This is a genomic window from Acidovorax sp. LjRoot74 (assembly GCF_964254355.1).
Taxonomy (GTDB): domain Bacteria; phylum Pseudomonadota; class Gammaproteobacteria; order Burkholderiales; family Burkholderiaceae_C; genus Acidovorax.
On sequence record NZ_CAXUTI020000001.1, the window covers coordinates 1,093,730 to 1,111,932 of the forward strand.

Below are 18,203 nucleotides of genomic sequence, written 5' to 3' on the forward strand. Positions count from 1 at the left end.
TTTCCCTCAACACACTGACATGCCTATTTACGCCTACAAATGCGGCTCCTGCGGCCATGCCAAGGATGTGCTGCAAAAAATCTCTGACGCGCCCCTCACGGTGTGCCCCGCCTGTGGGGCCGAGGCCTTCTCCAAGCAGGTCACGGCGGCAGGCTTCCAGCTCAAGGGCTCGGGCTGGTATGTGACTGATTTCCGGGGTGGCAGCGGTGGCAACTCCGCACCGGCGACGGAAGCCAAATCGGGCGCTTCCACCGAGGCTGCAGCCCCTGCCAGCACGGGTGATGCTCCTAAAAAAGAAGCTGCTAGCCCAAGCGCATCAGGCGCCAGTGGCAGTTCTGCTTCTGTTTCTTCGAGCTGAGGATCTGCATGGCTGCCTTGCGCAAATGGCTGTTGACGGGTCTTCTGGTCATCGTTCCCGGTGTCATCACGGCATGGGTGCTCAACTGGATTGTGAGCACGCTCGACCAGACCCTGCAGATACTGCCCGTCGCATGGCATCCCGACAAACTGCTGGGTGTCCATGTGCCCGGCTTTGGTGTGGTGCTCACCCTGCTGATCCTGCTCGTGGTGGGCGCCGTTGCCAGCAACTTTGCCGGCCGCAAGCTGGTGCAGTGGGGCGATGCCCTGGTGCACCGTATCCCGGTGGTGCGCTCCATCTATTCCAGCGTCAAGCAGGTGTCCGACACGCTGTTTTCCGAAAGCGGCAACGCTTTTCGCACAGCAGTGCTGGTGCAGTGGCCCCGTGAGGGCGTCTGGACGGTGGCTTTCGTCACCGGCGCGCCCAACGGCGAAGTAGCAGCCTACCTGCGCGACGAATTCGTGAGTGTGTATGTGCCCACCACACCCAACCCCACCGGTGGGTACTTTGTGATGGTGCGCAAGAGCGACTGCGTCGAGCTGGAGATGAGCGTGGATGCCGCCCTCAAATACATTGTTTCGATGGGCGTGGTCGCTCCTGCAGACCCCACGCTCGTTTCCCCCAGTAAGTGAATCCCTTTTAACGCGCCCCTCGGGCGCCGGAAGTTTTTGCCATGGCCATGCGTTCCCACTATTGCGGTCTTGTGACCGAAGCCCTGATGGGCCAAACCGTCACCCTGTCGGGCTGGGTGAACCGCCGCCGCGACCATGGTGGCGTGATCTTCATCGACCTGCGCGACCGCGAAGGCTACGTCCAGGTGGTGTGCGACCCCGACCGCGCCGATATGTTCAAGACCGCCGAAGATGTGCGTAACGAGTTTTGCGTGCAGGTCAAGGGCCTGGTGCGCGCGCGCCCTGCTGGCACCACCAACGACAAGCTCAAGAGCGGCCAGATCGAAGTGCTGTGCCACGAGCTGACCGTGCTCAACCCGTCCGTCACGCCTCCGTTCCAGATGGACGATGAGAACCTGTCGGAAACCACCCGCCTCACGCACCGCGTGATGGACCTGCGCCGCCCGCACATGCAGCGCAACATGATGCTGCGCTACAAGACCGCTATCCAGGTGCGCAACTTCCTGGACAAGGAAGGCTTCATCGACATCGAAACGCCCATGCTGGGCAAGAGCACGCCCGAAGGCGCGCGCGACTACCTCGTGCCCAGCCGTGTGCACGATGGCCAGTTTTTTGCGCTGCCCCAGTCGCCCCAGCTCTACAAGCAGATGCTGATGGTGGCCGGCTACGACCGCTACTACCAGATCACCAAGTGCTTCCGTGACGAAGACCTGCGCGCTGACCGTCAGCCCGAGTTCACGCAGATCGACTGCGAAACCTCGTTCCTGAACGAGGAAGAAATCCGCGCCATCTTCCAGCGCATGATCACCGAAGTGTTCCAGACCCAGTTGGGTGTGGACCTGGGCGAATTCCCCATCATGACCTACCAGGAGGCGGCCTTCCGCTTTGGCTCCGACAAGCCCGACCTGCGCGTGAAGCTCGAATTCACCGAGTTGACCGAAGTGATGAAGGACGTGGACTTCAAGGTGTTCTCCGCCCCCGCCACCACCAAGGGTGGCCGCGTGGTGGCCCTGCGCGTGCCTGGTGGCTCGCAGATTTCGCGCGGCGAGATTGACGCCTACACCGAGTTCGTCAAGATCTACGGCGCCAAGGGCCTGGCCTGGATCAAGGTCAACGAAGTGGCCAATGGCCGTGACGGCCTGCAGTCGCCCATCGTGAAGAATCTGCACGACGCCGCCATAGCCGAGATTCTGAAGCGCACCGGTGCGCAAGACGGCGACCTGCTGTTCTTTGGCGCCGACAAGGAAAAGATCGTCAACGACTCCATCGGCGCGCTGCGCCTGAAGATCGGCCACAGCGAATTCGGCAAGAAGAGTGGCCTGTTCGAGAGCCGCTGGGCGCCCCTGTGGGTGGTGGACTTCCCCATGTTCGAACACGACGAGGAAGAAGACCGCTGGACCGCCGTGCACCACCCCTTCACCAGCCCGAAGGACGGCCACGAGGATCTGATGGACACCGACCCGGCCAAGTGCCTAGCCAAGGCCTACGACATGGTGCTGAACGGCTGGGAACTGGGTGGCGGTTCGGTCCGTATCCACCGCGCCGACGTGCAGAGCAAGGTGTTCACCGCCCTCAAGATTTCGGCCGAGGATGCGCAGGCCAAGTTTGGCTACCTGCTGGATGCACTGCAGTACGGCGCGCCCCCGCACGGTGGCCTGGCCTTCGGCCTGGACCGCTTGATCACGCTGATGACCGGCGCCGAGTCGATCCGCGACGTGATCGCCTTCCCCAAGACCCAGCGCGCCCAGGATCTGCTCACGCAGGCACCATCGCCGGTGGACGAGAAGCAGCTGCGCGAGCTGCACATCCGCCTGCGCAACCCGGACGCCATCAAGGCTGCCTGATCCGGGGCGTTTCTCGATTCCATGGATCGCTGCAGATGCGCTTTCGGGGCATCGCACCACTGAGCGGCACGGGCTTCAAGCCCGGGCCGCTTTTTTACTGGCCGGCCCCCACTGGCGCACAAAGGAAGTTCTCCATGCGTTTTCAGACGATGCAGGCGGTCGCTGCCGGTTTGGTGTTGCTGGCCCTGGCGGGCTGCGGCGAAAAGAAAACCGAGCTGGGACAGGGGGGCTCGGTCGTCACCGGCTCGGCAGGCCCCCAAGGCGCGCAGAACGCCGCCAAGGAGCTGGTGCGCTGCGACGCACCGGTGGCCACGCTGGCACTGGCCGAAAACCCCAATGGCTACATCATGGGGTCGGGCTACCAGCTGCCGGCATCGCCGGTGCCCCTGGTCAAGCTGCTGGCCCAGCAAAGCGGGTGCTTTCGGGTGGTGGACCGGGCGGCGGGCCTGAAAGGCACGATACAGGAGCAGGAGCTGAAGGACGCAGGCATCCTGCGCAAGAACAACTCCACAGTGGCCAAAGGCAAGGGCTATGAGGCGCAGTACACGCTCACGCCCAGCCTCACGTTCAGCGAGCAGGATGCAGGCCGGGGCCTGGCCGGGGTGATCGCCATGATTCCGGTGCTGCGCGACATTGCCGGCCTTGCCGGGATGGTGGAACAGGTCAAGTTCAAAGAGGCGCAGACGGCATTGCTGCTGTCCGACAACGAAACCACCGAGCAGGTGGCGGCGGCCACGGGCGCTGCCCGCACCACCGACCTGGGAGTCGGAGGCCTGGTGTTCGGCAAGCTCGGCGGCGCAGCCGGTGCAGGCTGGAGCAATACCAACGAGGGCAAGGTGATTGCAGCCGCCTTCCTGGATGCGCACAACCAGCTGGTGGTGCAAGTGCGTGCGCTGCAGGCCAAGGAGCTGCCGCCCCCGGTGGCGACCAAAACCAAGCCCTGACCCCGGCGGCGGCGATGGAGCAGCAGCAGCCCTTCAAGATCCCCGAGTCTGTGCTGGTGGTGATCCACACCCCGGCACTGGATGTGCTGCTGATGCACCGCGCGGACGGCGGGGCGCATTGGCAATGTGTCACCGGCAGCAAGGACCATCCCCATGAACCTTGGGAAACCACAGCGGCGCGCGAGGTGCGGGAAGAAACGGGCATCGACGTGTACGCCCCCGGCTGTGTGCTGAGCGACTGGCTGCTGGAGAACGTCTACGACATCTGGCCGCAGTGGCGCCACCGCTATGCGCCTGGCGTGGTGTTCAACCGCGAACGGGTATTCGGCCTGTGCGTTCCAGCCGGTACGCCGGTGGTGCTCAGTCCGCGCGAGCATGTGGCCTTCGAATGGCTGCCCTGGCGCGAGGCGGCCGACCGCTGCTTCTCGGCCTCGAATGCCGAGGCCTGTCTTCTGCTGCCGCGTTTCGTTTGAGGCGCTGAAGTCGGCCGTGGGCAGGCCATGAAGCCCGGTTTACCGCGGCCTGGCCAGCAGCTTGACCAAATGCTCGGCAAACCCCTCGGCGGCGGGAGAGGTGGCACGTTGCGTGGGGCTGTAGAGGCACACGTAGCGCATGGCTTCGGGCTGCAGAATGCGCCGCCGCACCAGTCCCAACGGCTTGGCCAATGCGCCGACGTAGTCGGGGGCGAGCGTGGCGCTCACGTCGGCAGCGGCCAGGCCCAGTGCAGTGGAAATGTTGTCCACGATCTCCACCGGCGTCACGCGCTGCTCCGTGGGCAGACCCGTGTGCATCTGGGCCACGCTGCGCTCATGGTCGCGCCCTGCTGCCACCAGGGAGTGGGCGTGCAACTGGGCCCAGGTCACGCTGCGCTGGCGCGCCAGCGGGTGGGTGGGGGCGCACCACAGCACCCAGGGGCTTTCAAACAACGGGGTGCGTGCAATGTCCTCTCCGCAGGCGCGGTCCGGTCCGAGGGCCAGGTCAGCGTCGCCGCTGGCCACGGCATCGACCAGTTTTTCCACCGGTGCGTCGCGGATGTGGATACGCACCTTGGGCCGCGTTTGTTGGTAGGCCTTGATGGCCCGGGGCAGGATGACGCTGGCCACCACCAGCGGGGCGGCAATGCGCACGACCCCGGCTGCACGGTTGCGCACATCGCTCGCTGCCGTCTGGGCCATGCGCAGGTGCTTGAGCACCGATTCGGCCGAGGCCAGGAACTCTCGTCCTGCACTGGTGATGCCCACCCGGCGGGTGCTGCGCTCGAACAGCTTGAAGTTCAGCACATCCTCCAGCTCGCCCACCAATTGGCTCACGGCCGAAGGCGTGAGCGCCAGTCGGTCGGCGGCGGCCGTGAAGCTGCGCATTTCGGCGATGCTAACGAAAGCCTCCAGTTGGCGCAGCGTGAAATGGGGCAGGGACATAGGCACACGAATGGCAGTGGTGCCATTCATTAGATCATCTTCACAATCTGTAAGAAAGCATTGATTGTGGTCAAGAAACCGGCTGCAGATACTCCGCGACGGTTGGGCAAGGTTGCCTGACCCCGTTTGTTGTCTGACCGGAGAATTCCCTTGAGCACCGACACGCTGAACGTCGCCGGCATTGCCGTATCGCCCCACCACTACATCGACGGCCAGCGCGTGGTATCGGACATGCGCTTTGACCTGCACTCGCCCATTGACCAGGCGCTGCTGGGGCGCATCAGCGAGGGCTCGCCCGCGCATGTGGACGCAGCCGTCACTGCAGCCGCACGCGCCTTCCCGGCGTGGAGCGCTCTCACGGCCGCCGAGCGCAAGCCGTACCTCGACCGCTTCGCTGCCGAGATCGGCAAGCGTGCCAATGACTTCTGCACGCTCGAGTCCAACGACGCGGGCGTGCTGCTTTCGCGCATGAAGCACGGCGTGGTGCCGCGCGCCATGCTCAACATCACCTGGTTCGCCGAGCACGCGCTGTCCCTGCAGGACCGCTGTATCGAGACCGAGCAGGCCACCCACATCGTGCGGCACGACCCGGCTGGCGTGGTGGCCATCATCACGCCATGGAACGCGCCGCTGATGCTGGCCACCTGGAAGCTGGGCCCGGCCCTGGCCGCAGGCAATTGCGTCATCGTCAAGCCGCCGGAGTGGGCGCCGCTCACCAGCAGCCTGCTGGCCGACTGCGCGCACGCGGCGGGCCTGCCGCCGGGGGTGTTCAACATCGTGCAGGGGGCCGGCGCCAGCACCGGTGCGCGCCTGGTCAGCGACCCGCGGCTGGCGCGCATCTCGTTCACTGGCTCGGTTCCCACGGCCAAGTGGATCGCGCAGTCTGCCGGTGCCAACCTCGTGCCCTGCAGCCTGGAGCTGGGCGGCAAGTCGGCCTTCATCGTGCTGGAAGACGCCGACATCGACAACGCGGCCGCCACCGGTGCGCTCATGTACCGTAATGCCGGCCAAGTGTGCCTGGCGGGCACGCGCTTTCTGGTGCACCGCAAGGTGCACGATGCCTTCGTCGCTGCGCTGCGCGGCTATGTGGAAAAGCTCACTGTGGGTGACCCGCGCGAGGAGGCCACCGAGGTCGGCCCCATCATTCACCCGCGCCAGCTCGAGCGCGTGCAGGGCTTCGTGCAGCGCGCCGTGGCCGATGGCGCCACGCTGCTCTGGGGCGGTGCGCACCACGCCTTCGGTGCACAGTACTACCAGCCCACGATGCTCACCCATCTGCGCCAGGACAGCGAAATCGTGCAGAACGAGGTCTTCGGCCCCGTGCTCACGCTGCAAAGCTTCGACAGCGACGAGGAAGCCATCGCCCTGGCCAACGGCACGGACTACGGCCTGGGCGGCGTGTGCTACGGCGCCACGGAGCATGCCAGCGCCGTGGCGCAGCAGGTGCGCACCGGCTTCATCTGGGTCAACAGCTTCGGCATCCGCGACCTGGCCGCGCCGTTCGGTGGCATCAAGCGCAGCGGCGTGGGCCGTGAGGGCGGAGACTGGAGCTTCGAGTTCTTCTGCGACATCAAGGATGTCGTCGTTCCCAAGAAGCCCTTCCGCGCGAGCTTCAGCCACCGCTGAACGCCACCAAGTACACAGGAGACACCCACCATGGGAAGCATCGTTGGCGCCGCCATCGTCTCGCACCACCCCGGCCTGATGCAGTGCGAGGAGTTCCGCGTGCTGCAGGGCGCGGGGGCCGACTCGGACCTTATCCCCGGCTACGCCCGCCTGCGCGAGAAGATTGCCGCAGCCCGGCCCGACGTGGCCATCATCTTCGACTCGCACTGGTTCACCACCGGCTACCACCTGGTGGACGGCGCGCCGCGCTACCAGGGCATGTTCATCTCCGATGAGATGCCCTGGTACCTGCACGGCGTGCCCTACGACTACCGCGGTCACCCGGACCTGGCGCTGGCCATCGAGGCCGTCTCGCGCGAGCAGAAGGGCTACAACCGGGTCATCAACCACCCCGACCTGGGCAAGCAGTACGCCACCATCAACCTGGTCAAGCACCTGCGCCTGGAGCGAAGCGACACGCCCGTGGTCACCGTGAGCTCGTGCCAGAACTGCGACTGGCGCCACTTCCTGAAATCGGGCGAGGCGATTGCCGAGGCCGTGCGCCGCAGCGACCTGCGCGTGCTGCTGCTGGCCTCGGGCGCGCTCAGCCACAAGTTCAACCCCATCGACTGGAAGCCCAACCACCCGCGCATCTTCCACGAGAGCAATGTCTCGCGCCCCGAGAACATCGTGAGCGACAAGGGCGCCATCGCGCTGATGGAAGAGGGCCGTCACGACAGGGTGCTCGACCGCTGGCAGGACGAATACCGCACCATGCCTTGGGAGGCCTTTGGCGCACATTACCTGCAGATGCTGGGCGCCATGGGCGGTGCCGACTGCCGCGCGAAGGGCGTGGCCCTGTCGGCCTACGAGAACGCACGCGGCACAGGCAACGTGCACATGTGGTTCGACGGTGAACAGGCGATGGCGGAGGTGGCGGCATGAACTTCGAATTCCCGATCACTGAACTGCCTGCCGTGATGTGCGGCCCGCGCGTCGAGCGCCGCCGCGTGCTGGTGGGCGGCAGCGCCTGCTGGGGCACCATCGTCGAGGAAGGGGCGCAGCAAGGGCAATTGCGCCTGGACGATGGCCGCGTGCTCGACCTGGCCAGCGTGCAGCACCTGCCGCCCGTTTCGCCGAGCAAGATCATCGCAGTGCACATCTCCTACAGCTCGCGCAGCTTCGAGACGCGCAACCAGTCCAAGCCCACCGAGACCCCGACCTACTTCACCAAGCCGCCGACCTCAGTCAACGGCCATGGCTGCGAGATCCACAAGCCCGCCGACAGCCAGTACCTGAACTACGAAGGCGAATACGCCGTGGTGATTGGCAAGACCTGCCGCAACGTGCTGCCCGACGAGGCCTGGGACTACATCGAAGGCTTTTGCCCGGCACTCGACATGGGCCTGCAGAACTACCGCGACACCGACCAGGGCAGCATGCTGCGCGTGAAGGGGGCGGATACGCTGCTGCCCATCGGCCCTGGCATCGTGCGCGGCGTGAACCTGTTCGAGCAGACACTGCGCACCTACCGCAATGGCCTGGTGGTGCAGGAGGCACACATCGGCGACGAGACCATCTGGGGCCCGCACTACGTGGTGGCCGACATCGCGCGCCACATCACCCTGGTGCCGGGCGATGTGATCCTCATGGGCACACCCTGCCACTCCCGCTCGGTGGACCCCGGCGATCTGGTGGAGTGCGAGATCACCGGCCTGGGCCGCCTGGCCGGCACGGTGGTTGCGATCGACGCACCTCGCGCCTCGGCCCTGGGCGTGGGTCACCAGCCCACCGACAGCCCCGAGGTGCGGCGCGTGGCCTGCGGCTTTGACGAGCGCGTGCCCGAGCACCTCAAGGCCAACTACCGGCAGGCCGCGAAGAAGCAGTGACAGTGATCAACAACCAGCACAGGAGACATCCCATGACCAAGCCTTCCCTCACCCCCTCTCGCCGCGACATCCTGCAATGGGCCCTGGCCGGAACGGCCAGCGGTATGCCCTTCATGGCCCAGGCCCAGACGCTGGATACCGTGAAGATCCTGGCGGGCTTCGCTGCGGGTGGCACGGTGGACACGCTGGCGCGGCGCGTGGCGACCCAGATCACGGGCGGCTATGCCAAGTCCGCCGTGGTCGAGAACAAGACCGGCGCGGGCGGGCAGATCGCCATCACCACGCTCAAGGGCGTGCCCGCAGACGGCGCCACCTGGCTGGTGACGCCCATGTCCATGCTGGGCATCTACCCCCACACCTACAAGAAGCTGCCCTACGACCCCGTGGCTGACGTGACCCCTGTCTCGCTGGGCGTGGTGTTCGACATGGGCTTTGCGGTGGGCCCGCAGGTGCCAGCATCGGTGAAGACCGTGCCCGAGTTTCTGGAGTGGTGCAAGGCCCACCCCACGGGCGCCAACTTCGGCTCGCCCGCACCGGGCTCTGTGCCGCACTTTGTGGGCGAGTTGATCAGCCGCGCGGGCAAGGTGGACATGCGCCATGTGGGCTTTCGCGGCTCGCAGCCCGCCATCCTGGACCTGCTGGGCGGGCAGATCGCGGCCGTGTCGGCCCCGGTGGGCGAGTTCTTGCCGCATCTGCAGGGCGGCAAGTTGCGTGTGCTCGCCACCTCAGGTGCCACGCGCAACAAGTTCGTGCCGGGCGTCAGCACTCTGGTCGAACAGGGTTTGCAGGACATGGTCTATGGCGAGTGGTTCGGTTTTTTCCTTCCGGGCAAGGCCCCGGCCGAGGTGGTGCAAAAGGCCAACGCCGCCATCCGCACGGCGCTGGCCGACAAGGACGTGGTCGCCGGGCTGGCGGCCATGGGGCTGGAGGCGCGCTCTTCCACACCGGCCGAGCTGGCGACACTGCTCAAGGCCGATGGGGACAAGTGGGGCCCCATCGTGAAGGCCATTGGCTTTACCGCAGAGTCTTGAAGACACCCCCTGAGTCGCTTCGCGCCTTCCCCCTCAAGGGGGACGCCGCCAGCGCGGCAGGGCGGCCCTTGCGCGGCAGCCACTGGCCTCGGTCGCGCCAGTCTTCGCGCGGTTGCCACGGTGCACAACCTTGAAGAGAGAACAACAGATGTTTGACGGCGCACTGATCCAGCAACTCGCCAGCGAGCTGCACCAGGCCGAAAAGACCCGCGTGCAGGTGGAGCATTTCTCCAAGCGCCACCCCGGCATGACAGTGCAGGACGGCTATGCCATCTCGCGCGCCTGGGTGGCGATGAAGATCGCTGAGGGCCGCACCGTGCGCGGCCACAAGATCGGCCTGACCTCGCGCGCCATGCAGGTCGCCAGCCAGATCACAGAGCCCGACTTCGGTACGCTGCTGGACGACATGTTCTTTGCCGAGGGCGGCGACATCCCCACGCAGCGCTTCATCCTGCCGCGCGTGGAGGTGGAACTGGCCTTTGTGCTCAACAAGCCGCTGCACGGCGAGCCGGGGCGCCCGCCGGTGAACATCTTCGACGTGTTGGCCGCCACCGAGTACGTGGTGCCCGCCATCGAGATCATCGACGCGCGCATCGAGCAGCACGACCGCCACACGGGCGTGATGCGCAAGGTGTTCGACACCATCTCGGACAATGCGGCCAATGCCGGCATCGTCACTGGCGGGCGTCCCGTGCGGCCCGATGCCGTGGACCTGCGCTGGTGCGGCGCGCTGCTCTACAAGAACGGCGTTATCGAGGAGTCGGGCCTGGCGGCCGCCGTGCTCAACCACCCGGCCACGGGCGTGGCCTGGCTGGCCAACAAGCTCGCTCCGTATGGCGAGGGCCTGGCTGCGGGCGAAGTGGTACTGGGCGGTTCGTTCACCCGGCCGGTGGCGGCTGCGGCGGGCGACACCTTCCATGCGGACTATGGCCCGCTCGGCAACATCGCGTTCCGGTTTGTGTGACTGGAATGGTTTGCGTGCACCGCACGCGGAGATCGGTGTGTGCTCAGGGGCGCAGCCGGAGCTTGTCCGCCGCGCTTTCGGGCCCGGCGCCATCGGGCTCCCCTGCGCCATCACTGCCGTTGGCGCTGCCGTCTGTGGCAGGGGCGGCGCGTGCGGCAGGGGCGCCTTCCACGGCATTGCGTGAGCGGATGACCACCCCCCCGGGGCGACGCTCGTTGTCCTGCCCCAGGATGGCGCGCGCCGGGGCGTTGCCAATGCGCAGGCGCAGTGCATCAATGGCCTCCTGCAGCGGCTCGGGCGATGCGATGCGTGCGCCGTGCCGCAACAGCACCTGCTGCGACAGGTCCAACAGCTTGGAGTTCAGGCTGGTGTTGGCCTGCTGCAGCAGGTTCTGCACGGCGCCTGCGGGGTCGCCTGCCAGACTCTGTGCCATGGCGACTTCGGCGGCCTTGTTGACCTGCTGCAGGCAGTCGCGCACCAGCACGCCGTAGGGCTCGTGCAGGCTGCAGGCGTTGGCCATCAGTTCGGTCAGCCCGCGTGTGTTGGCGTAGCGCATGCCCAGGGCGCGCACCCAGCTTTCGCCTTCGGACAATTCGATGGACGTGACGGCCAGCACCGCAAGCAGGCTGCCCAGGTTACAGGCCGCTTCGAAGTCAAAGCTGGCGGTGCCGATCTCGCGCGCCATGGCGCGCACCGACTCCACCGCCTGCGAAAACTGCCGCTGCTGGATCAGTTGCAGCGCCCGCGCTACCTCGGAAAAACGGCGGATGCGTGCGCTGTCAGAGTGGCGCTCCATGATGCGGACAAAATCGGCCATGCAGCGCTCGATGCCCTTGCGGTCGTTGTCGGCGTAGTAGGAAAAGGTCAGCAGCACCAGCGACTGGTAGTCGAACAGCTTGGAGTCGATCCCCAGGATCACGGCCCGTGCCAGCACCTTGGTGGCGGTCTCGCGGTCGCCCATGTAGTACGACATCATCCCCAGCTTCTGCAGCCGCACCACCGAGTCGGGCGTGAGGGTGCTGGCGGTGCGGTAGGTTTCGATGGCCTGCGCGAAGTTGCCCAGCTCCACCTGCGCGCGGCCGAGCACGTCGTAGGCATCGGCAAACGAGGCGTCTTCGCCGATCAGCTCCTGCAAGGTGGTGATGGCGCGCGCTGCCTGGCCCGACTCGATCTGCGCACGGGCCACGCCCAGCTTGGCCCAGGGCAGGGCGCGTGCAGCGATCACGGCCTCGAACAGCGTGCGCGCCTCATCGTGCCGACCCAGGCGCAGCAGCAGCTCCGAGCCAATGCGTGCGGCATACAGCCAATAGGGCTTGCGTGCTTCAAAGCGTTCCACGCACAGCGCTGCGGCCTGCTCGAAGTCCTCGGCCTCGATGGCGTCAAAGATGGGCTTGAGGTGCACCTTGCGCAGGCGCGCCAGACTCAGGCGCTCGAACAGCGCGCTGGGCGTGAAGGGTTTGAGCAGATAGCCGTCCAGCGCCGATTCGGCAGCCTCGGCCACGGCGGCATATGAGGCCTCGGCCGTGACCATAAAGAACACGGTGGAAAACGGCAGCAGCTGCGCGCGCCGCAGGTCGTCCAGCAGGGTCTGGCCTGAGTAGTTGGCATCGCCAAAAAACTGGTCGCACAGCACATAGTCGAACACCGTGTGCTCCAGCCTACTGCGTGCGTCCTGCACACGCGAGCACTGCACGATGCGGGACACGCCGTACTCGCGCAATTGCCCCACCAGGATGCTGCGTGACGTGGCATTGCTGTCCACAATCAGGGCCTGAACCTGCGGGGGAACGGGTTGTCGGTTCTCGGTGGCCATGGGGCTGATCTGGCCTGTGTGTGGTGTGAATGAGACGGCTCCAGTGTACTGGCCCATGGCACCGTGCGGGCGTCGGGCAAACCCGCTGCCAATCTAGCTTGCGACACAATCCCAAGTCCTAGAAACGGCAGTTGACCGCTTGCCATTTTCAAGAGAGCCCGATGGATACTGATTTTCGCTGCTTCGTTGACGTTCGCCTGTCGAGTGGGCACGCTACACACTCGCCAGCACCGCGCTCGCCGCGCCATGCAGCGTTGCTCCTCCTTGCGGGCATGGGCCCGCTGCGTCCTCGCGCCTTGCCTGGCGCGCCGATCACGGCACTGGTGAGTGCGTTCAACTACCGTTTCTAGGACCATGCAACACGACGACATCCTGCGGGTAGCCACCTACAACATCCACAAGGGTGTGCAAGGCATCGGCCCCGCGCGGCGGCTGGAGATCCACAACCTGGGGCTGGCGGTCGAGCAGCTCGATGCCGACATCGTCTGCCTGCAGGAGGTGCGCAAGCTGCACCGGCGCGAGGCGGCCTATTTCCAGCGCTGGCCCGACGTGCCGCAGGCCGAGTTCCTGGCGCCCGAAGGCTATGAGGCCGTGTACCGCACCAACGCCATCACCAAACATGGCGAGCACGGCAACGCGTTGCTCACGCGCTGGCCTGTGATTGGGCACCAGCACGAAGACATCTCCGACCACCGCTTCGAGCAGCGCGGCCTGCTGCACGTCGAGGTCAACGCCCATGGCCGCAACGTGCATGTGATCGTGGTGCACCTGGGGCTCATCCCCGGCAGCCGGGTGCGGCAGATCGAGCGCCTGCAGGGCTTCATCGACCGCGAAGTGCCGCCCGGTGCACCCCTGGTGGTGGCGGGCGACTTCAACGACTGGGGGCAGCAGCTCAAGCGCATGCTGGCCGGTTTTTCGCTCTACGAGTTCGAGGAACCACGCGCCTTCACCTACCCCGCGCGGCTGCCCCTGACCCAGCTCGACCATGTGTATGCGCGGGGCCTCACGCCCCTGTCGCTGCATGTGCCGCGCGGCCGCATCTGGTGGCGCATGTCCGACCACCTGCCGCTGATTGCCGAATTCCGGTTGTGAACGCGTGAAGAAAAAACCACCTCTGGTTCGTGGCACGGAGTTTTCCGACGACCACCGGGTGCGCCTGCTGCAGGGGGCCGAGGAACTGTTCCCGGCCCTGATCGAGGCCATGGACGCCGCGCTGTCGGACATCCAGTTCGAGACCTACATCTTCGATTTCACCGGCTCGGGCGCGGCCGTGGCCGAGGCACTGATGCGTGCGGCGCAGCGGGGTGTGCGCACCCAGCTGGTGGTGGACGGCGTGGGCACCGGGGCACTGCCTGAGGCCTGGGCTGCGCGTCTGCTGGCCGCCGGGGTGCAATACAGCGTGTATTCGCCGCTCGGGCCCCTGGGCCTGCTGCTGCCGCACCGCTGGCGGCGCCTGCACCGCAAGCTGTGTGTGGTCGATGGCCGCCTGCTGTTTTGTGGCGGCATCAATGTGCTGGACGATTTTCACGACCCCAACCACGGCACGCTCGATGCCCCCCGGTTTGACTTTGCCGTGCGTGCCACGGGCAGCCTGGTGGAGGCCGCCAGCGACACCATGGACCAGCTCTGGTGGCGCATGCAGGCTGTGCGCGATGCACGCCTGCGCCGCCTGCCCGATGCGCTGCAGGCATTGCTTGCTGCCAGCGCTGCCAGCCACGCGGCGCGGCTTGATGGCAACGCGGGGCCGCCCATGCGCGCTGCGCTGGTGCTGCGCGACAACGTGCGCAACCGCAGCCGCATCGAGAAAGCCTACCGCCGCGCCATTGGCAACGCGCGGCACGAGATCATCATTGCCAACGCCTACTTCATGCCCGGCGGCAAGCTGCGCCGTGCGCTGGTGATGGCCGCGCGCCGGGGCGTGCGCGTGCGCCTTCTGCTGCAGGGGCGCTATGAATATTTCATGCAGTACCACGCGGCCCGGCCGGTGTATGGCGCGCTGCTGGCGGCGGGGGTCGAGATTTATGAGTACGCTCCCAGCTTTTTGCACGCCAAGGTGGCCGTGATCGACGCGCAAGGCGAGCGGCCCTGGGCCACGGTGGGTTCGTCCAACCTCGATCCTCTGAGCCTGCTGCTGGCGCGCGAGGCCAATGTGGTGGTGGAAGACGGTGCCTTTGCCACCGACCTGCGCCAGCGCCTGGTACACGCCATGCAGCACGCGGGCCGTCGCATGGACCCGGCACGCTACGCAGGCCGCCCGCTGCGCCAGCGGGTGCTTGACCGCATTGCGTTCGGCCTGATGCGGCTGGCGCTGTGGGTGACTGGCAACCGGTATTGACGAAGACACCCCTTGAGCAGCCTTGCTGCGGATGTGGCGCTTGGTCGGCGGCCCTGGCCTGGGCCGCGCCCGCCGACTGGGCCGAGCATGGTACGTAGTGCGCAGCGCCCTGTATCCCGATAATGCTATAAAAAATATAGCTATCAAGGTATATGCAGCAGGCGGAAAGGGCCTAAAACCCTTGAAATCTACAGAGAGTGGTTCGCTGTTACGATCCCAGCCATGTCCAGCCAACCTGCCGCCGATATGACGCCCACCCCGCCGGAAGATGAAGGCACGCCCGTTTCTGTGAAGATCCGCGAACGCTTGGCCGCCGCCCGCAAGCGTTTTCACGCCAATGACAACATCGCCGAGTTCATCGAGCCCGGCGAGCTGGAGAAGCTGCTCGACGAGGTCGAGGTCAAGATGCAGGGCGTGCTCGACAGCATGGTGATCAACACCGAGGGCGACCACAACACCAACAACACCGCGCGCCGCGTGGCCAAGATGTACCTCAACGAGGTGTTCAGGGGGCGCTATGTCGCGCAGCCGCCCATCACCGAGTTCCCCAACGCCGAGCACTTGAACGAGCTGATGATCGTGGGCCCGCTCACCGTGCGCAGTGCCTGCAGCCACCATTTCTGCCCGGTGATCGGCAAGATCTGGATCGGCGTGATGCCCAACGAGCACACCAACGTGATTGGCTTGAGCAAGTACGCGCGCCTGGTGGACTGGATCATGGGCCGACCCCAGATCCAGGAAGAAGCCGTGGTGCAACTGGCCGACCTGATCATGGAAAAGACTCAGCCCGACGGCCTGGCCATTGTCATGGAGGCCAGCCACTTCTGCATGTCCTGGCGCGGCGTGCGCGACAACGACAGCCGCATGATCAACTCGGTCATGCGCGGCGTGTTCCTCAAGGACTCTGCGCTGCGCCGCGAATTTTTGTCCCTCATCCCCGGAAAGAACTAAGCCATGTTGGTACGCCTGCTTTATGCCAGCCGCGCGGTGGACACCTCTCCTGCCGCCATCGAAGCCATCCTGACACAGTCGCGCCAGCACAACCCGGGCTGCGGCATCACCGGGGTGCTGTGCTACGGCGGTGGCGTGTTCTTGCAGGCCATCGAAGGTGGCCGCTCCGCCGTGAGCGACCTGTACGGCCACATCCAGAAAGACCCGCGCCACAAGAACGTGGAGCTGCTGCACTACGAAGAAATTGCCGAGCGCCGCTTTGGCGGCTGGACCATGGGGCAGGTAAACCTCTCCAAGATCAACCATTCCATCCTGCTCAAGTACTCCGAGAAGCCCGAGCTGGACCCGTATGCCGTGTCGGGCAAGGTGTCGTATGCGCTGCTCGAAGAGTTGATGGCCACAGCCTCCATCATCGGCCGAGCCTGAAAAGCGGGGCGCTTTGCTACTGCGCCAGCCGATTCCGGGCCTGCTGTGCTCGCCGTACGGGAGTACGGCTGCGCGCATCGACCCAGACTAGGCTGGCTCGCTACGCAAATCGCCCCACTTTTCTTCGCAGCCATCCATCACGTTTCGCAGCCGCAGCCGCCCAGAAGGCGCTGCGGCTTTTCTGTTCAGGCCGTTCTTTTCTCCGCCCGTGACCTTCACCGCCTTCGCACTCATCATCCTTGCTGGCCTCATCCACGCGTGCTGGAACATCGTGGCCAAGAAGGCTGGGGGGGACTCGCGGTTTGCGTTCTTCACCTCGGTGATCATGATGGTCGTCTGGGCGCCGCTGGGCTGGTACCTGGGGCGCGACGCGGTGCCGCTGTGGGGTGCGGTGGAGTGGGGCTTTGTCGTAGCCAGCGGGCTGCTGCATGTGGCTTATTTCGTCATCCTGCTGCGCGGCTATCGTGTGGCGGACCTCACGGTGGTCTACCCGCTGGCGCGCGGCTCGGGGCCGCTCTTGTCGTCGCTGGTGGCCATCACGCTGCTGGGCGAGCAGATCTCTGGGCTGGGTGCCCTGGGCATCGTGGGCGTGGTCGGGGGCGTGTTTCTGATCGCGGGCGGCCCGGGCCTGCTTCGCGCCGCGCACGACCCTGCCGCGCGGGCGCGGGTGCACAAAGGCATGTTGTATGGCTTGCTCACGGGTGCGTTCATCGCCAGCTACACGGTGGTCGATGGCTACGCGGTCAAGTTTTTGCTGATGTCGCCCATCCTTGTGGACTACATGGGCAACTTTGTGCGCGTGGGCCTGCTGGCGCCGGTGGTGCTGCGCGATTTGCCCACCGCCCGCACGCTGTGGCTGGCCCAGTGGCGTTTTGCCCTGGCCGTGGCGGTGGTGAGCCCGGTGGCCTATGTGCTGGTGCTTTACGCCATGCAGCAGGCGCCCCTGTCGCACGTGGCCCCCGCGCGCGAGGTGTCCATGCTGTTTGCCGCGCTGATTGGTGGGCACTTGCTGGGCGAGGGCGACCGCGTGGCGCGCATTTTTGGCGCGCTGTGCATTGCGGCCGGTGTCACGGCGTTGGCACTAGGATGACAGCCGCCGCACCACAAACCCTGCTGCTGGGCTGCGACTTCTCCAGCAGCCCCACGCGGCGCAAACCCATCGTGCTGGCGCTGGGCCAGCGCCAGGGCGCGCGCGTGGTGCTCACCGCGCTGCAGCCGTTCGACACCCTGGCCGTATTCGGCCAGTGGCTGGCGGAGCCCGGAGACTGGGTGGGCGGCTTTGACCTGCCCTTTGGCCTGCCGCGCGAGCTGGTGCAGGCGTTGGGCTGGCCTACCGACTGGCATGCCTGCATGCAGCACTACCGCAGCCTGAGCCGCGAGCAGATCCGCGCGCAGTTTGCGGCGTTCTGCGATGCGCGCCCCGTGGGCGGCAAGTTTGCCCACCGCGCCACCGACGGGCCCGCAGGCTCCAGCCCGTCGATGAAATGGGTGAACCCGCCCGTGGCCTACATGCTGCACGCGGGCCTGCCGCTGCTGCTGGACGCGGGCGTGCACCTGCCCTGCCTGCACGCAGGCGACCCCCGCCGCGTGGCGCTGGAGGCCTACCCCGGCCTGCTCGCGCGCGAGGTGCTGCAGCGCCGCAGCTACAAAAGCGACGACCGCGCCAAGCAAACGCCCGACCGCCTCATCGCCCGCAAAGACCTGGTCAACGCGCTGGAGCTGGGCCAGACCCGCCTGGGCCTGCGCCTCAAGCTCAGCCACGCCCAGCGCGATGCGCTGGTGCAGGACGCCAGCGGCGACAGCCTGGATGCCGTGCTGTGCCTGCTGCAAGCCGCCTGGGCCGAGCAGCGCCATGCCGAGGGCGATGCTCTCTATGGCTTGCCGCCGGGGCTGGACCCGCTCGAAGGCTGGATAGTCACCGCTGACAAGCCCTGACCGACGATCCCGCCCCTTTTCCGGGCATCGGCCCGCCGCAGGCGGCATAGCATGGGCG

General features: G+C 66.2%; 18 protein-coding genes. 16 read left to right on the forward strand and 2 right to left on the reverse strand.

The window, feature by feature from the left end; genetic code table 11:
- Positions 1–19 precede the first annotated feature (19 nt).
- The 5 genes from ACSQ3O_RS05090 (at position 20) to nudB (ending at position 4,251) form a co-directional block, all read left to right on the forward strand.
- Complete coding sequence (locus ACSQ3O_RS05090) at positions 20–358, forward strand: FmdB family zinc ribbon protein (protein WP_436138074.1); 339 nt, start codon at positions 20–22, stop codon at positions 356–358.
- 8 nt (positions 359–366) lie between these two features.
- Positions 367–990 carry a DUF502 domain-containing protein gene (locus ACSQ3O_RS05095; RefSeq protein WP_063459871.1) on the forward strand — a complete coding sequence of 208 codons (624 nt, stop codon included), beginning with the start codon at positions 367–369 and terminating at the stop codon, positions 988–990.
- Between the two features lie 41 nt (positions 991–1,031).
- Positions 1,032–2,834 carry an aspartate--tRNA ligase gene (gene aspS / locus ACSQ3O_RS05100; protein ID WP_436138075.1) on the forward strand — a complete coding sequence of 601 codons (1,803 nt, stop codon included), beginning with the start codon at positions 1,032–1,034 and terminating at the stop codon, positions 2,832–2,834.
- Between the two features lie 134 nt (positions 2,835–2,968).
- On the forward strand, positions 2,969–3,778 hold the full coding sequence (locus ACSQ3O_RS05105) for a CsgG/HfaB family protein (protein WP_298457459.1): 810 nt from the start codon (positions 2,969–2,971) through the stop codon (positions 3,776–3,778).
- Between the two features lie 14 nt (positions 3,779–3,792).
- Positions 3,793–4,251 carry a dihydroneopterin triphosphate diphosphatase gene (gene nudB, locus ACSQ3O_RS05110; RefSeq protein ID WP_436138076.1) on the forward strand — a complete coding sequence of 153 codons (459 nt, stop codon included), beginning with the start codon at positions 3,793–3,795 and terminating at the stop codon, positions 4,249–4,251.
- 39 nt (positions 4,252–4,290) lie between these two features.
- On the opposite strand, the gene ACSQ3O_RS05115 is transcribed toward nudB, so the two are convergent.
- A complete protein-coding gene (locus tag ACSQ3O_RS05115; RefSeq protein ID WP_436141077.1) occupies positions 4,291–5,196 on the reverse strand; it encodes a LysR family transcriptional regulator in 906 nt (301 codons plus the stop codon).
- A 150-nt stretch (positions 5,197–5,346) separates the two neighbouring features.
- Between ACSQ3O_RS05115 and ACSQ3O_RS05120 the strand changes: the two genes are divergently transcribed.
- The 5 genes from ACSQ3O_RS05120 (at position 5,347) to hpaH (ending at position 10,685) form a co-directional block, all read left to right on the forward strand.
- On the forward strand, positions 5,347–6,822 hold the full coding sequence (locus ACSQ3O_RS05120; protein WP_436138077.1) for an aldehyde dehydrogenase family protein: 1,476 nt from the start codon (positions 5,347–5,349) through the stop codon (positions 6,820–6,822).
- A gap of 30 nt (positions 6,823–6,852) precedes the next feature.
- Positions 6,853–7,746, forward strand: a complete 894-nt coding sequence (locus tag ACSQ3O_RS05125) for an extradiol ring-cleavage dioxygenase (RefSeq protein ID WP_436138078.1) — start codon at positions 6,853–6,855, stop codon at positions 7,744–7,746.
- Positions 7,743–8,690, forward strand: coding sequence for a fumarylacetoacetate hydrolase family protein (locus ACSQ3O_RS05130; RefSeq protein WP_436138079.1), 948 nt, complete (start codon positions 7,743–7,745; stop codon positions 8,688–8,690). The genes ACSQ3O_RS05125 and ACSQ3O_RS05130 overlap by 4 nt, the downstream gene beginning before the upstream one ends.
- A gap of 32 nt (positions 8,691–8,722) precedes the next feature.
- Positions 8,723–9,721 carry a Bug family tripartite tricarboxylate transporter substrate binding protein gene (locus tag ACSQ3O_RS05135; RefSeq protein WP_436138080.1) on the forward strand — a complete coding sequence of 333 codons (999 nt, stop codon included), beginning with the start codon at positions 8,723–8,725 and terminating at the stop codon, positions 9,719–9,721.
- Positions 9,722–9,869: 148 nt separating this feature from the next.
- On the forward strand, positions 9,870–10,685 hold the full coding sequence (gene hpaH, locus ACSQ3O_RS05140; RefSeq protein WP_298457439.1) for a 2-oxo-hept-4-ene-1,7-dioate hydratase: 816 nt from the start codon (positions 9,870–9,872) through the stop codon (positions 10,683–10,685).
- Positions 10,686–10,728: 43 nt separating this feature from the next.
- On the opposite strand, the gene ACSQ3O_RS05145 is transcribed toward hpaH, so the two are convergent.
- Positions 10,729–12,498: a response regulator gene (locus ACSQ3O_RS05145; RefSeq protein WP_436138081.1), complete on the reverse strand. Its 1,770-nt coding sequence runs from the start codon at positions 12,496–12,498 to the stop codon at positions 10,729–10,731.
- 354 nt (positions 12,499–12,852) lie between these two features.
- Here ACSQ3O_RS05145 and ACSQ3O_RS05150 point away from each other — a divergent pair, with 354 nt between their 5' ends.
- The 6 genes from ACSQ3O_RS05150 to ACSQ3O_RS05175 all read left to right on the forward strand — a co-directional run bounded on the left by ACSQ3O_RS05150 (position 12,853) and on the right by ACSQ3O_RS05175 (position 18,145).
- Positions 12,853–13,590, forward strand: coding sequence for an endonuclease/exonuclease/phosphatase family protein (locus ACSQ3O_RS05150; RefSeq protein WP_137746734.1), 738 nt, complete (start codon positions 12,853–12,855; stop codon positions 13,588–13,590).
- 4 nt (positions 13,591–13,594) lie between these two features.
- Entirely contained in the window at positions 13,595–14,833 is a 1,239-nt protein-coding gene (gene clsB, locus ACSQ3O_RS05155; RefSeq protein WP_436138082.1) for a cardiolipin synthase ClsB, read from the forward strand.
- 222 nt (positions 14,834–15,055) lie between these two features.
- Complete coding sequence (gene folE, locus ACSQ3O_RS05160; protein WP_137746733.1) at positions 15,056–15,784, forward strand: GTP cyclohydrolase I; 729 nt, start codon at positions 15,056–15,058, stop codon at positions 15,782–15,784.
- 3 nt (positions 15,785–15,787) lie between these two features.
- Entirely contained in the window at positions 15,788–16,210 is a 423-nt protein-coding gene (locus ACSQ3O_RS05165; RefSeq protein ID WP_142148055.1) for a BLUF domain-containing protein, read from the forward strand.
- Positions 16,211–16,418: 208 nt separating this feature from the next.
- Positions 16,419–17,300, forward strand: coding sequence for an EamA family transporter (locus ACSQ3O_RS05170; RefSeq protein WP_436138083.1), 882 nt, complete (start codon positions 16,419–16,421; stop codon positions 17,298–17,300).
- Positions 17,297–18,145, forward strand: a complete 849-nt coding sequence (locus ACSQ3O_RS05175) for a DUF429 domain-containing protein (protein WP_436138084.1) — start codon at positions 17,297–17,299, stop codon at positions 18,143–18,145. The genes ACSQ3O_RS05170 and ACSQ3O_RS05175 overlap by 4 nt, the downstream gene beginning before the upstream one ends.
- Positions 18,146–18,203: the final 58 nt, after the last annotated feature.